A 14,081-nucleotide genomic window follows, 5' to 3' on the forward strand; every position below is an offset into this window, starting at 1 on the left:
AGCGCTAAACTCTTCGCAGCTTCGACGATGAGACGGTGGGGTGGGTGTGGAGCGACGTCCTGGAGTGCCCCGGTTGCTCCGGGAGATCAATGACCGGGCTGCCCTGGAGCTGCTCCTGACCGAGGGGCCGATGACCCGCGGCCAGATCGGCGACCTCACGGGGCTGTCGAAGGTGACCGCGTCCCAGACGCTCGCCCGGCTGGAGGAGCGCGGCCTCGTCGAGGTGGTCGGCACCCAGGCAGGAGGCAGGGGGCCCAACGCGGCGCTGTATGCGGTGGTGTCCAGCTCCGCCTATGTCGCCGGGCTCGACGTGGGGCCGCAGATGGTCTCGACGGCCATCGCCGACATCCACGGCCGCACTCTCGCCGAGGTGACGGTGTCGCCCGACGGCAACGACGACCCGGTGGCGGTCGTGCACAGCGCCGTGGTCAAGGCGTGCAAGAGCGCGCGGGTGAGCCTGTCCAAGCTGCGCGGCGTGGTGATCGGCACGCCCGGCGTGGTCGACCCGCGCAGCGGCGACGTGCGCTTCTCCTTCGACTTGCCGGCCTGGCACGAGGGCATCCACGAGGCGCTGGCCCGCGACCTCAAGCGCGAGGTCACGATCGAGAACGACGTCAACCTCGCGGCCGTCGCCGAGCGGTCCGCCGGGGCGGCCAAGGGCGTCGACAACTTCGTGCTGGTGTGGGCGGGGCGCGGCCTGGGCATGGCGGTCGTGCTCGACGGCAAGCTGCACCGCGGCCGGTCGGGCAGCGCGGGCGAGATCGGGTACCTGCCGGTGCCCGGCGTGCCGCTGCCCGAGGACGTGCGCGCCGTCCCCGGGCGGCTGCCGTCGCTGGCGGGCGGCCTGCAGTCGCTGGTCAGCGCCGAGGCGGTGGCCGAGCTCGCCCAGGGGTACGGCTTCGCCGGCGTGGCCGACGCGGTCGCCGCGGGGGAGCGCGGCGAGCCCCTGCTCGACGAGATCGCCCACCGGCTCGCGCTCGGCGTGGCCTCGGTGTGCGTGGTGCTGGACCCCGGAATGGTCGTGCTGGCCGGCGATGTGGGCAAGGCCGGCGGCCGGGCGCTCACCGAGCGGGTCGAGGAGGCGGTGGCGCGGATCTGCCCCATCCGCCCCGAGGTGGTCACCACGGCGGTGGAGGGCAACCCGGTGCTGCGCGGCGCCGTGCTGGCCGCGCTGGAGCAGGCCCGCGAGGAGCTGTTCGCCTCCTGACCGTTCAGCCGTCCTGGCGCACCCGCTCGTACCGCAGGGCCAGCGCGCCGGTCTCGCTCGCGACCGGATCGGCGGCCAGGCGCCAGCTCGAGGCGGGCAGGCCGTCCTCCAGCAGGCGCCTGCCGCCTCCGACGACCTCCGGGCACAGCGTCACCCACAGCTCGTCGAGCTCGCCCGCCTCCAGCAGCTGGGTGATGACGCTTCCGCTGCTCAGGACGATGATGTCGCCGCCGCCCTGTTCGCGCAGCCGCCTCACCACCTCGGCGGGGCCGCCGTCGGCGATCCGGGAGTTCTCCCACGGGGCCTCCCGCAGCGTGGTGGAGAAGACGACCTTCTCCACCTTGTCCAGCCACTGCGCATAGGCGCGGTCGCGGGGGTCGGCCGTCTCGTCGCGGGCGACAGCCGGCCAGTAGCCGCCGAAACCCTCGTAGTTCTTGCGCCCCAGCAGCGCGGTGGTGACCGTCGCGGTCATCCGCTCCAGGCCGGTACGGCCCGCCCGGCTGACGGCGTGGGGGACGATCCAGCCCATGTCGTAGTCGCCGCCGGTGCCGTTCACGCGGCCGTCCAGGGACAGGGTGATGTTGCCGATGACGGTCCTCATGGTGTCCTCCAACAGGATCGGGTGAGATATGCCGACAAGTCTCGTGAGCTGGGCAAGCGCTAACATCGGCCAGGTGGCCGATATATCCGGCGGGGGCCTGCTGCCACCGGAGCTGACCTCGTTCGTCGGCCGGCGCCCGGAGCTCCACACCCTGTCCGGGGCGCTGGCCTCGACCCGGCTCGTCACGCTGACCGGCGCGGGCGGCTGCGGGAAGTCACGGCTGGCCCTGCGGCTGGCGCACGACCGCCGCGAGCTGTTCGCCGGAGACGTGTGGTGGGTCGACCTGGCGCTCGAGGGCGATCCCGCGTCTGTGCCGCGCCGCTTCGCCGACGCGCTGGGCCTGCTGGTGACCTCCGAGGCGGCCGGGTTCACCGCCACCTTGGCCGGGCAGCTGGCCGACCGGCGGCTGCTGGTGGTGCTCGACAACTGCGAACACCTCGCCGAGGCCGTGGTCGCCTTGGTGACCGATCTGCTGCCGCGCTGCCCGGGCATGACCGTGCTGGCCACCAGCCGGGAACGGCTGGGCATCCCCGGCGAGCTGGTCTGGCGGGTGCCGCCGCTCGACGACCACGACGCCGTGGCCCTCTTCCGCGACCGCGGCGGCCTCCTGCCCGGCACGCCGGAGACGGAGGCCGCGGTGCGGGCCGTCTGCGCCCGGCTCGACGGGATCCCGCTGGCCCTGGAGCTGGCCGCCGCCTGGACCGGGACGCTGTCGCCGCAGGAGATCCTCGCGGAGCTGGAGGACCGCTTCGCCGTCCTGGTCACGGCCGACCGCGCCGCGCCGCCGCGCCACCGGACCCTCGAGGCGTCGATGGACTGGAGCCACGCCCTGCTCGGGGAGGCCGACCGCGTCCTGTTCCGCCGCCTGGGCGTGTTCCAGCCAGGTTTCTCGCTCCCGGCCGCCGAGCGGGTCTGCGCCTTCGACGGGCTGGACCGCGCCGCCGTCCTGACCGGGCTGCGCGGGCTGATCGACAAGTCGCTGCTCGTGGCGGAGACCACGCGCGGCCTGGCCCGCTACCGCATGCTGGAGACCGTCCGCCACTACGCCCTGGCCAGGCTGGCGGAGGCGGGTGAGCTGGAGTCCGTCAGGGAACGGCACGCCGCCGCCTGCCTCGAGACGGCGCGGGAGAGCGCCCCGCTGCGCGACGGCGACGTGGACGCCTGGCGATCGCGGATGACGGCGGACTACCCCAACCTCCGCGCCGCCCTCGAATGGAGCCTGTCGCGGGACGACGCCGGCGTAGGCCGTGCGCTGGCCGCCGAGCTGGCCTGGCTGTGGCACCTGGAGGGGCGCAGGGGCGAGGGGCCGGCGTTGCTGCGGCTCGCGGCCGAGCGGGGCGCGGGCGAGCGGGACGCCCTGCAGGCCCGCGTCCTGGCCGGCCTGGCCCTGGTGGCCGACACCACGCACCCCACGGAGGCCGGGTTCGAGGCGGCCCGGCAGGCGCGGGAGCTGGCGCTGGAGTGCGGCGATCGCGCCACGGCCGCCCTGGCGGCCAGCCTGTCCGCGATCGGCCTGTTCCACGACCCGCAGGCGGCCGAACGGCTGGCGGCCACCGCCCGGGCGGAGGCGGGCGGGGAGGGCTTCGTCGCCGACGCCGCCCAGGCGCTGCTCGGCATGATCCGCAACCAGCGCGACGAGCACGAGGAGGCCCTGCGCCTGCTGGAGTCCGCGCTGACAGGGCTGCTGCGGCGCCGCGATCGGGGCGTCGCGTCGGCCGCCCTCGGCTTCATGGCCCTCAGCAACGCGCACCTGGGACACCTCGGCCGCGCGCGGGATCTGGCCGAGCAGGCGGTCGACGTGGCCACGCCACTGGCCGACCACCATCGGGTCGGCATGGCCCGCAGCGTGCTGGCCCTCGTCCACGGGCTGCGCGGCGAACCGGCGGCGGCGCACGAGGTGCTGGACCCGGTGGTGCGGCTGGTGGACGCGGCCCCCGCCGCGCCGTTCGTGCCTGGCCTGGCGCTGGCTGCCGGCCGGATCCACCTGTGGAAAGGCGAGCCCCGGCCGGCGCTGCGCCGGCTGTACGGCGAGGCGGCCTGGCGCGGCGGGCCGGTGTCGCAGGAGCAACTGCCGCCCGACGTCCGTCTCGCGGTCGTGGCCGCCCTGCGGGCGCTCGGAGAGGTGGAGGCCGCCGAGCGGACCTGCGTGTCGGTGCTGGACATGGCGCGGGCCGCCGGAATGCCGCGCGTGACGGCCGACGCGCTCGAACAACTGGGACACCTGACCGCCGACCCCGTCCGTGCGGCGCAACTGCACCGCGAGGCGCTCGGGCTGCGCGCCGCCCACGGCCTGCGGCTGGGCATCGTCGACAGCCTGGACGCGCTGGCCGCCCTGGGCGACGGCGCGGCGGCGGCCCGGCTGGCGGGCGCGTGCGACAGGGCCAGGCAGGAGCTGGGCTACCCGCGGCGCGAGCCGCCGCCGGGACGCGACGACCTGGCGGAGGCGTTGGCCGAGGGACGGCGCATGACGCTGGAGGAGGCCGTGGCGTACGCGACCCGGGCCAGGACCACCAGGCGCCGCCCCGACAGCGGATGGGACAGCCTCACTCCGACCGAGCGCCAGGTCGTCGAGCTGGTGGCCGACGGGCTGACGAACCCGGAGATCGCCCGGCGGCTGTTCATGAGCCGCAGCACCGTCAAGACGCACCAGGCCCATGTCTACGCCAAGCTCGGCGTGGCCAACCGCACCGAGCTGGCGGGTCTGCGGCGGGGAGGGTGATCTGGAGCCGGATCGTCAGGGATCGAGCAGAGCGGCGATGGCCTCGGCGGCGACCTGGGCGCACAGCGCGGTCCCGCCGAAGGTGGCGACGGTGACGGCGCCGGGGCAGTCGAGGCCGGGGACGCCCATCTCGACGACGACGGCGTCGGGGCGGCGGGCCAGGATGCGGTCGACCGCCTGGGCCGCCCACGCATGGCGGTAGGCGGTCCTGATCGCCACGACCACGGGCCGGTCCGGTGCGGGGTCAACGGGGTCGGGGCCGGTGAGGCGGGTGACCGTGGTGCCGGGCATGAGGCGGGCCAGCGGGGCGGCCAGGCCCCAGGGGGTGTTCGGGTCGACCGCGAGGTTGGTGGGGGTGTCCAGCTCGATCACGTGCGGCGGTCCCGACACGGCTGGGGACCGCCGCACCGTCACGCGCAACGCCCGCCTCGCCGCCGCCACGGCCGCCTGACCCGGGCTCATCCCGGCCGCGCTCGTCCCGGTGGTGCTCGCCTGAACCGGACTCGCCCCGGCTGCGTTTGCCCCGGTGATGCTCGTCGCGACGGTGCTCGGCTCAGCCGCGTTCGCCCTGGCTGAGTCCGCCTTGGCCGCGGCGCTCCAGTCGGTCAGCCGCCGCACCCGGGCGGCGGCCTCCGCGAGGCGTTCCTCCGGCAGCGTGCCGTCCATGACCGCCGCCATGATGGTGTTGCGCAGCAGCCCCACCACGCCGGGGGAGCGGCTCTCGCCGCCCACGCAGACGGCGTCCGCGCCCGCGGCCAGCGCCAGCACGGCGGTACGGCCCAGCCCGTGCCTGCGAGAGACCGCCGGCATCTCGATGCCGTCCGTCACGATGAGGCCGTCGAACCCCAGGTCGCCGCGCAGCAGCTCCACGACGGCGCGGCTCGTCGTCGCCGGTGAGCCGGCGTCGTACGCCGGCACGAGCAGATGCCCCGTCATCACCGCCCGCACCCCGGCCTCGACGGCGGCGCGGAACGGCGGCAGGGCGGTCGCCGCCAGGTCGTCGGCCGGCCACGTGACGACGGGCAGCTCGTCGTGGGAGTCGACGGCCGTGGCCCCGTGGCCGGGGAAGTGCTTGGCGCACGCCGCGACGCCGGTGGACTGCAGCCCGCGCACCCACGCCGCGGCATGGCGCGCGACCAGCTCAGGATCGGAGCCGAACGCCCGGGTGCCGATGACGGGGTTGTCCAGGTCGGAGTCGACGTCCACCGCCGGCGCGTAGGTGAGCGTGAACCCCAGCTCCGCCAGGTCGCCGCCGACGCCGCGGGCCACGGCCTCGGTGAGCGCCGGATCGTCGGCCGCGCCAAGCGCGAGGTTGCCCGGCCGGGTGCTGCCGCCGTACGCCTCCAGCCGGGTGACGTCGCCGGCCTCCTCGTCGACGGCGATCACGGCGTGCGGGTTCTCCGCCCTGATCTGCCGGATCAGCGCCGCGGCCTGACCGCTGTCAAGCAGGTTCCCGGCGTACAGCGTGACCCCGCCCAGGCCCTCGGCCAGGCGCCGCCGTACCCAGTCGGGCAGGGTGGCGCCCACGAACCCGGGCTGGAGGACGGCGTCGGCAAGCCCGGCCAGCACGGGGCTGCCGCCACGCGGAGTGATCTTCGTCCCCATCGTCTGGCTCCCTCGCCGAAGGCGCTTGTCTGGCGTCCTCCGATATGTATAGCATCGGCTCCAGAAAATAAATAGGAAACTTTCCTAAGAGATACTTGTCGGGACGCCCAGTCAGATCCACAGGATCGAGGGGACGGTCTGGATGCCGACCACGCGAAGCCGCACCACGGTCCTGTCGCCCGGGCAGGAGCGCCTCTGGTTCTTGGACCGGCTGTCCGCCGGTGACGCCTCCTACAACATCGCGGTCGCCGAGCGGTTCGCCGGCCGCCTCGACGCGGGCGCCCTGGAGCGCGCCTTCGCCGAGATCGTCGCGCGCCACGAGGCCCTGCGCACGGTCTTCCCCGACCGGGACGGCGTGCCCGTCGCCGAGGTACGGCCCGCCGCCTTCTCCCTGGAGCGCGTCGACGCCACCCCCGAGCGCCTGCCCGCGCTGCTCGCCGAGCGCGCCAACCGGCCCTTCAACCTGGCCGCCGGCCCGCTCGTCCGGGTGAGTCTGGTACGGCTCGGCGACCTGGACCACGTGCTGCTCGTCGTGCTCCACCACATCGTCGCCGACGCCTGGTCCCTCGAGCGGATCCTGTATCCCGAGCTCGGCCGCCTCTACGCCGCCTTCGCGAGCGGAAGGCCCGCGCCACCGGCCCCGCCCGCCCCGCCGTACGGCGACTACGCCAGGCGGCAGCGCGAGCGGGACCACGGCGAGGACCTGGCGTTCTGGCGGGCGGAGCTGGAGGCGGTGCCCACGCTGGAGCTGCCGGCCGACCGGACCCGCCCGGCGGTGCGGAGCGGGCGGGGCGGCCTGGTCGTGCGCCGCCTGCCGCGCGAGCTGTGGACGGGCGTGGCGGAGCTGGCCAGGGCCGAGCGCTGCACCCCGTACATGGTCCTCCTCGCCGCCTGCCAGGCGCTGCTGGCCCGCCACAGCGGGCAGGACGACTTCTGCGTGGGCACCCCGATCGCCGGGCGCGACCAGGTCGAGGACGAAGGGGTCTTCGGCCTGTTCGTCAACACGCTCGCGATCCGCGCCGACGTCGGCGGCGACCCGGCGGTCCGCGAGCTGCTCAAGCGCGTACGGCGCCGCGTGCTGCGGGCCTTCGCCCACGCCGCCGTGCCGTTCGAGCAGGTGGTCGCCGAGCTGAGGATCGCCAGGGACCCGTCCACGCCGCCGCTGTGCCAGGTGCTGCTGAACCTGGACAACCCTGCAGAGGGCCGGCAGGACGACGGCTACTCGCTGAGCCTGGCCGGGCTGGAGCGGGAACCGGTGCCGTCGGGCCTCGCGCCCGCGAAGGCCGACCTCGCGCTCGACGTGGTGGTCCACCCCGACGCCCTGACCGTCATGGCCACCTACAGCGCCGAGCTGTTCGACCGCGACACCGTCGAGCGGATGGCCGGCCACTTCCACCGGCTGCTGGCGGACATGGCCGAGCGGCCCGGCGCCCGGGTGTCGGAGCTGCGCATGCTCCCGCCGGAGGAACAGGCGGTCCTCGTGGCCACCTCGCCGATCCCGCCCCCGCCCGGGCGGCTGGAGGAGCTGATCGCCCGGCAGGCCGCCCGCACCCCGGACGCGCCGGCCGTCGTCACCCCGGACGGCACGCTCAGCTACGCCGAGCTGGACCGGCGGGCCGAGGCCGTCGCCGGCGGCCTGGCCGCCCGCGGCGTGGGCCGGGGCAGCCGCGTGGCGCTGTGCTTACGCGCGAGTCCCGACGCCGTCGTGGCCCTGCTCGCGGTCCTGCGCCGCGGCGCCGCCTACGTGCCGCTCGACCCGGCCCAGCCGCGCGACCGGCTGGCGTCGCTGCTCGGCGACTGCGGCGCCGTGCTGGCCGTGGTCCCCGAGGACCACGACGGCCTTCCGGTGCCCGCCGTGACCGTGGCGGCGCTGGCCGAGGGCGCCTCGCCGGCCGCAGCGCCCGAGGAAGCACACGTCGACGACCCCGCCTACGTCATCTACACCTCCGGCTCCACCGGGACCCCCAAGGGCGTCGTCGTGGCCCACCGCACCGTCGCCCGGCTGGCCGCCGCCTTCCGCGACCTGCACGGCTTCGGCCCCGGCCAGCGCGTGCTCATGGTCCCGCCGCTCAGCTTCGACGCCTCGGCCGGGGACATCTTCCCCGCGCTCATCAGCGGAGCCGCCCTCGTCCTGCACCCCGAGCCCGCCTCGCTCACCGGCCCGGACCTCCTGGCCCTGTGCGCCGACCTGTCGATCACCATGGTCGACACGGCGAGTGCCCTGTGGCAGCAGTGGGTGGCGGAGCTGACGCCGCTCGGGCGGGTGGATCCGGGGCCGCTGGCCACCATGATGGTCGGCGGCGAGAGCGTCCCCCTGGAGCGGCTGCGCGCCTGGGCCGAGCTGACCGGCGGCACGGTCGCCTTCTACAACCACTACGGTCCCACCGAGGCCACCGTCTGCGCCACGGCCTACCGCACCGTCGACGGCCGCGAGCTCGCCGATCGCACCCACCTGCCCATCGGCACCCCGCTCCCGCACGTGCGCGCCTACGTCCTCAACAACGGAACACTGGCCCCCATCGGCGCCCCGGGCGAGCTGCACCTCGGCGGCGGCTGCCTGGCGCTCGGCTACCTCGACCGGCCGGAGGAGACGGCGGCGCGCTTCCTGCCCGACCCCTTCGTCCGGGGGGCGCGGATGTACGCGACCGGCGACCTGGTACGGCGGCGCGCCGACGGTGTGCTGGAGTTCCTCGGCCGCACCGACCGGCAGCTGAAGGTCAACGGCAACCGTGTCGAGCCGGGCGAGATCGAGAGCGCCTGCCTGGCCCATCCCGCCATCCGGGAGGCCGTCGTCACCGCGCACGCCGGCCGGCTGGTGGCCTACCTCGTGGGCGACCCGATCAGCGCGGCCGGCCTGCGCGGCTTCCTCGGCGACCGGCTGCCGCCGTACATGCTCCCGGCGGTGGTGGTCATGCTCGACGCCCTGCCGCTGACCCCGCACGGGAAGGTCGACCATCGCGCGCTGCCCGCCCCCGAGGTGGCCGCCGCGCCGTACGAGAGCCCGGTCACGCCCCTGGAGACGGCCGTCGCCGCGGTCTGGGAGGAGATGCTCGGCGTCCGCGCCGGGCGGCGCGACAACTTCTTCGACCTCGGCGGCCACTCCCTGCTCACCCCGCGCATGGTGGCCAGGCTCGCCCAGGAGACCGGCGTCGAGGTGCCGCTGCCGACGCTGTTCGCCAGCGCCGACCTGGCCGAGCTGGCCGCCGCCATGGCCGGCGCGAGGCCCGCGGCCGGCGTGGACCTGCGCGCCGAGGCGAGGCTGCCCGCGGACTTCCGCGTCGCCCGCGAGCCACGCGACGGCCCGCCGCGCAGGGTGCTGCTGACCGGCGCGACCGGGTTCCTGGGCGCGCACCTGCTCGCCGAGCTGCTCACCACCACCCAGGCCACCGTGCACTGCCTCGTCAGGGGCCCGGCCGAGCGGATCGGGCAGGTCCTGCGGGCCTACGGCCTGTGGCGGGACGCCTTCGCCGCCCGCGTCGTGGCCGAGCCCGGCGACCTGGCCCGGCCCGGCCTTCCCGACGTGGACGCGGACCTCATCGTGCACTGCGGCGGCGCCGTCGACTTCGCCCGGCCGTACTCGCGCCTGAAGGCCGCCAACGTCGACGGCACGCTGCGGCTGCTGCGGCTGGCGGCCAGGACCGGCACGCCCGTGCATCACGTCTCCACCCTCGGGGTCCACCTGACGCCGGGTGAGCGGACGGTGCGGGAGGGCGACCCCTTACCCGACCCCGGACGGCTCCACCTGGGATACGACCAGAGCAAGTGGGTGGCCGACCGGCTCGCGGCCGCGGCGAGGGCGGCCGGGCTGCCGGTCGCCATCCACCGCCCCGCGCGCATCACCGGCGACAGCCGCGAGGGCAGATCGCCGGCGGGCGACTTCCTCCACCGCTTCCTGGCCACCTGCGCGAGGCTCGGCTCGGTCCCCGACGGCGAGCGGCTCGACATGGCCCCCGTCGACCACGTCGCCGCGGCCATCGTGCACCTGGCCGCAAGCCGCGCCGAGGGCGACTTCCACTACTACAACCCGCGCACCGCGAGCACGGCCGACCTGGTCCGCGCCATGACCGCCCACGGCGTCCCGGTACGGCCCGCCCCCGGCGCCGAGTGGCGCGCCGAGGTGCGGGCCAGGCTCGCCCGCGGCGAGGAGCTGCCGATCGCGCCCTTCCCCGCCTTCTACGCCGGGCACCACGGCGAGCGGGGCCCGCGCTTCGACTGCTCCGCCACCGAGGAACGCCTGGCGCAGGCGGGATTGATCTGCCCTCCCGCCCCCGCCCTCCTCGGCCTCTACCTCGGCCGCCTCCTCGATGTGGGCGCCCTGCCGGGAGGCTGCCGTGCCTAGGACGTTCCTGGCCATCTGGTCCGCCCAGCTGCTGTCGATCGTCGGCTCCAGCCTCACCGGCTTCGTCCTGGGCGTGTGGGTCTTCCAGCGCACCGGGTCCGCCACGCAGTTCGTCACGATCATGCTCTGCGCGATCCTCCCCGAGGTGGTGCTCGCGCCGCTGGCCGGATCGCTGGCCGACCGGTGGGACAAGCGCAGGCTGATGCTCGCCGCCGACCTCGGCGCCGCGCTCGCCACCGGCGCGCTGGCCCTGCTGCTGGCGCTCGGCGAGCTGGAGGTCTGGCACATCTACCTGGTGACCGCGGCGGGCGCGGCCTTCGGCACCGTGCAGATGGCCGCCTACCACTCCCTGATGCCGCTGCTCGTCCCGGCCGAGCGGCTGGGCAGGGCCAACGGCTTCATGCAGGTGGCCGACGCGGCGCGCATCGCCGCGCCGCTGCTGGCCGGCACCCTGCTGACCGCGGTCGGCGTGCTCGGCGTCATCGTGGCCGACCTGGCCGCCTTCCTGCTCTCGCGGCTGGTCCTGGCCCTGGTCCCGCTGCCCCGGGAGGCCACCAGGCCGGGTGGCGGCGCGCCCGCCGCGCCGCTGCTGGGCGACCTGGCGTCCGGCCTGCGCAGCCTGAAGGCGCGCAGCGGGCTGGCCTGGCTGGTCGCGCTGCTGGCCGCCTACAACCTGTTCTTCGGCATGGCCGGCGTGCTGGTCCAGCCGCTGATCCTCACCTTCGCCCCGCCCGCCGTGCTCGGCGCGCTCATGTTCGCCGGGGGAGCCGGGCTGCTGGCCGGCGGGCTCGTGCTGAGCGCCTGGGGCGGGCCCAGGCGCCGGGTGCGCGGCCTGCTGGCCTTCGTCGCGGTGGGCGGGGTGCTGCTGGCCGCCCACAGCCTGGCCCCCTCGCCCTGGCTCATCGCCGTCGTGGCCCCGGCCTTCCTGTTCACCCTGCCGTTCGTGCAGGGCACCGGGATGACGATCCTGCAGCTCAAGACCGCCCCCGCGGAGCTGGGCCGGGTGCTGGGCGCCGTGCGCATGCTCACGCAGGCCGCGACCGTCGCGACCTACCTGGCGGCGGGCCCGCTGGCCGACAGGGTCTTCGAGCCGCTGCTGGCCCCCGGCGGCGCCCTCGCCGGCACCGCGGGCCGGATCGTCGGCACCGGCGACGGGCGGGGCATCGCCTTCGTCTTCCTGCTCACCGGCGCGGCGCTCGTCCTGCTGGCGCCGCTGGCCGCCCTTCACCCGCGGCTGCGCCGCGTCGAGACCGACCTACCGGACGCGGAGGAGCTTCCCGATGCCGCTCTATCTCGATCCTGACGACCTGCGGGACTTCCGCGACCGCAACCAGGCGCCGGGCGCCCTGCTCGACCTGGTCGGCGCGATGGCCTTCCGCGCCGCCGCCGCCGCGCAGCGCCTCGGCGTGTTCCAGGCGCTGCGCGGCCGCCCGCGGGCCGCGGCGCAGCTGTCCGCCGTGCTCGGCTGCTCGGCCCGGCAGCTGGCCGTGCTGCTGGACGCCCTGGTGGCCTTCGGCTACCTGGAGCGCGACGGCAACGCCTACGCGCTCGGGCCGGCGGCGAACCCCTGGCTCGACCGCACAGCGCCCGGAAACTTCGCCGCCGCCCTGGCCGTCTGGGACGAGCTGCTCGGCAGCCTGTGGACCGGCATGGAGGAGGCCGTGAGGAGCGGGCTGCCGCGCGAGCCGTACTATCCCTGGCTGGAGAAGCGGCCGGAGACCCTGCGCGACTTCCAGAGCATGCTCGCCGGGCTGGCCCGGCTGCTCGCCCCGGCCGTGGTGGAGGCCGCTCCGCCGCTCGCGGGCCGGCTGCTCGACATCGGCGGCGGCCACGCGATCTACAGCCTCGCGTTCTGCTCCGCCGCGCCGGAGGCGACCGCGACGGTCGTCGACCTGCCGGGCGCCCTGGAGGAGGGCCGGACGCGGGCGGAGGCCGCCGGGCTGGCCGACCGGCTCACGTTCGTCCCCGGCGACCTGGCCGACCCCATCGACGGCCGCTACGACGCCGTCCTGCTGTTCAACGTCTGCCACGGCCTGGACGAGCAGGCCGGCCGCGAGCTGATCGCCCGCGCCCGCGGCGCGCTCGGCCCGGGCGGGATCGTCCTGGTCCTCGAACCGTTCGCCGACGCGCCCGCGCGCCCGCACGACACGGCCTTCCTGCGCGGCTTCAGCCTCAACCTCGCGATCACGCAGGGCGGCCGCCTGTACGCCTTCGACGAGGTCGCGGCATGGGCCCGCGAGGCCGGGTTCGCCCGCGTGGAGCGGCGCGCCCTGGCCGCGCCGACCACCGACGAGCTGCTCGTGGCATGGGAGGACCGGTGAAGATCCTGATCGTGGGCGCGGGCCCGGCCGGCTCGCTGCTCGCCTGCCACCTGGCCCGCCGCGGCCACCGCGTGGAGGTCTTCGAGCGGCGCCCCGACCCGAGGCTTGCCGGGGACGACGAGGGCCGGTCCATCAACCTCGGCCTGTCGGCACGCGGCGTGCGAGCCCTCACCGACGTGGGGCTGATGGACCGGATCCGGCCGCTGGCCGTCCCCATGCGCGGCCGCGCGGTACACGCGCCCGACGGCCGCGTGAGCTTCCACCCGTACGGCGCGCGAAGCGACCAGATCCTCCACTCCGTGCGCCGCCGCGACCTGGTCACCGCCTTGGTCGAGCACGCGGCGGCGCACCCGCAGGTGACCTTCCGCTTCCGCCACCGCGTGGTGGACCTGGACCGGGACGCCCCAGCGCTGGAGGCCGAGGAGGAGGACACCGGACGCAGGCTCAGGTGCACGGCCGACGCCGTCGTCGGCGCGGACGGCGCCTTCTCCACCGTGCGGCCCTCCATCGAGCGGGACCTGCGCCGGGAGTTCCTGCCGTGGGGCTACAAGGAGCTGACCATCCCGTCGATGCCCGTCCACCACGAGGCCCTGCACGTGTGGCCGGGCGGCGACGACGGGCTCATCGTCACCCACCCCAACCGCGACGGCTCCCACACCGCCACGCTCTTCCTGCCGGTCGAGCGGTTCGCCCAGATCACCGATCCCGAGGCGTTCTTCGCGCGGCGCTTCCCCGACGCGCTCCCGCTCATGCCGTACCTGGCCAAGGAGTACGGCGAGCGGCCCGTGGGCCACCTGGTGTCCGTCCGCACCCGGCCGTGGCGGCACGAGGGCAAGGTCGTCCTGCTGGGCGACGCGGCCCACGCCGTCTACCCCTTCTACGGCCAGGGCATGAACTCGGCGCTGGAGGACTGCACGGTCCTGGACCGCTGCCTGGCCCGCCACGCCGACCCCGCCGCCGCCTTCGCCGAGTTCGAGCGCGCCCGCAGGCCGCACACCGACGTGCTGGAGGAGCTGTCGCGGCGGAACTTCGCCGAGCTCCGCGACGGCGTGCGCGCCCCGCTGCACCGGGCGCGCAAGCGGCTGGACCTGCTGCTGGCCAGGGCCCTCCCGGGCCGCTGGGTCCCGCTCTACACGATGATCTCCCACACCACGACGCCGTACGCCGACGCGCTGGCCAAGGCCGAGCGCCAGGACGCCGCCTTACGCCGGACCGCGCTGGGCGCCGCGGGCCTGGCCGTGCTCGCCGCCGTGCTCGCCGCCGTGTTCCTCGCCAGGAAGGGCCGCTGA

General features: G+C 75.7%; 8 protein-coding genes. 6 read left to right on the top strand and 2 right to left on the bottom strand.

The genetic code is table 11. The annotated features are described in order from the left end of the window. The first annotated feature begins 46 nt into the window (after positions 1 to 46). Positions 47 to 1,207 carry an ROK family transcriptional regulator gene (locus BSB02_RS15155; protein WP_084959445.1) on the top strand — a complete coding sequence of 387 codons (1,161 nt, stop codon included), beginning with the start codon at positions 47 to 49 and terminating at the stop codon, positions 1,205 to 1,207. 4 nt (positions 1,208 to 1,211) lie between these two features. Here BSB02_RS15155 and BSB02_RS15160 read toward each other — a convergent pair whose 3' ends face one another. Then, a complete protein-coding gene (locus BSB02_RS15160) occupies positions 1,212 to 1,808 on the bottom strand; it encodes a dihydrofolate reductase family protein (RefSeq protein WP_143590690.1) in 597 nt (198 codons plus the stop codon). Positions 1,809 to 1,881: 73 nt separating this feature from the next. On the opposite strand from BSB02_RS15160, the gene BSB02_RS15165 reads away from it, so the two are divergent. Continuing rightward, a complete protein-coding gene (locus BSB02_RS15165; RefSeq protein WP_084959446.1) occupies positions 1,882 to 4,527 on the top strand; it encodes a helix-turn-helix transcriptional regulator in 2,646 nt (881 codons plus the stop codon). A gap of 15 nt (positions 4,528 to 4,542) precedes the next feature. On the opposite strand, the gene BSB02_RS15170 is transcribed toward BSB02_RS15165, so the two are convergent. Next, complete coding sequence (locus tag BSB02_RS15170; RefSeq protein WP_143590692.1) at positions 4,543 to 6,132, bottom strand: glycoside hydrolase family 3 protein; 1,590 nt, start codon at positions 6,130 to 6,132, stop codon at positions 4,543 to 4,545. 142 nt (positions 6,133 to 6,274) lie between these two features. On the opposite strand from BSB02_RS15170, the gene BSB02_RS15175 reads away from it, so the two are divergent. Genes BSB02_RS15175 through BSB02_RS15190 form a run of 4 tightly spaced genes read left to right on the top strand, consistent with a single transcriptional unit; the run spans position 6,275 to position 14,081 of the window. Beyond that, complete coding sequence (locus BSB02_RS15175; RefSeq protein WP_084959447.1) at positions 6,275 to 10,471, top strand: non-ribosomal peptide synthetase; 4,197 nt, start codon at positions 6,275 to 6,277, stop codon at positions 10,469 to 10,471. Then, the gene (locus BSB02_RS15180; RefSeq protein WP_240506431.1) at positions 10,464 to 11,774 is read left to right on the top strand and encodes an MFS transporter; all 1,311 of its coding nucleotides are present in this window, start codon (positions 10,464 to 10,466) and stop codon (positions 11,772 to 11,774) included. Before BSB02_RS15175 ends, BSB02_RS15180 begins: the two co-directional genes overlap by 8 nt. Then, complete coding sequence (locus tag BSB02_RS15185) at positions 11,752 to 12,792, top strand: methyltransferase (RefSeq protein ID WP_084959449.1); 1,041 nt, start codon at positions 11,752 to 11,754, stop codon at positions 12,790 to 12,792. The genes BSB02_RS15180 and BSB02_RS15185 overlap by 23 nt, the downstream gene beginning before the upstream one ends. After that, positions 12,789 to 14,081 (top strand): FAD-dependent oxidoreductase, encoded by a 1,293-nt coding sequence (locus BSB02_RS15190; protein ID WP_240506432.1) that lies wholly within the window; start codon positions 12,789 to 12,791, stop codon positions 14,079 to 14,081. Before BSB02_RS15185 ends, BSB02_RS15190 begins: the two co-directional genes overlap by 4 nt.

It is taken from the genome of Thermoactinospora rubra, assembly GCF_002093975.1.
GTDB lineage: Bacteria > Actinomycetota > Actinomycetes > Streptosporangiales > Streptosporangiaceae > Nonomuraea > Nonomuraea rubra_A.

Bases quoted from the DNA above. Each gene is read 5' to 3' on its own strand.
- BSB02_RS15160 (WP_143590690.1), bottom strand. From the start codon at position 1,808: ATGAGGACCGTCATCGGCAACATCACCCTGTCCCTGGACGGCCGCGTG.
- BSB02_RS15170 (WP_143590692.1), bottom strand. From the start codon at position 6,132: ATGGGGACGAAGATCACTCCGCGTGGCGGCAGCCCCGTGCTGGCCGGG.
- BSB02_RS15175 (WP_084959447.1), top strand. From the start codon at position 6,275: ATGCCGACCACGCGAAGCCGCACCACGGTCCTGTCGCCCGGGCAGGAG.
- BSB02_RS15185 (WP_084959449.1), top strand. From the start codon at position 11,752: ATGCCGCTCTATCTCGATCCTGACGACCTGCGGGACTTCCGCGACCGC.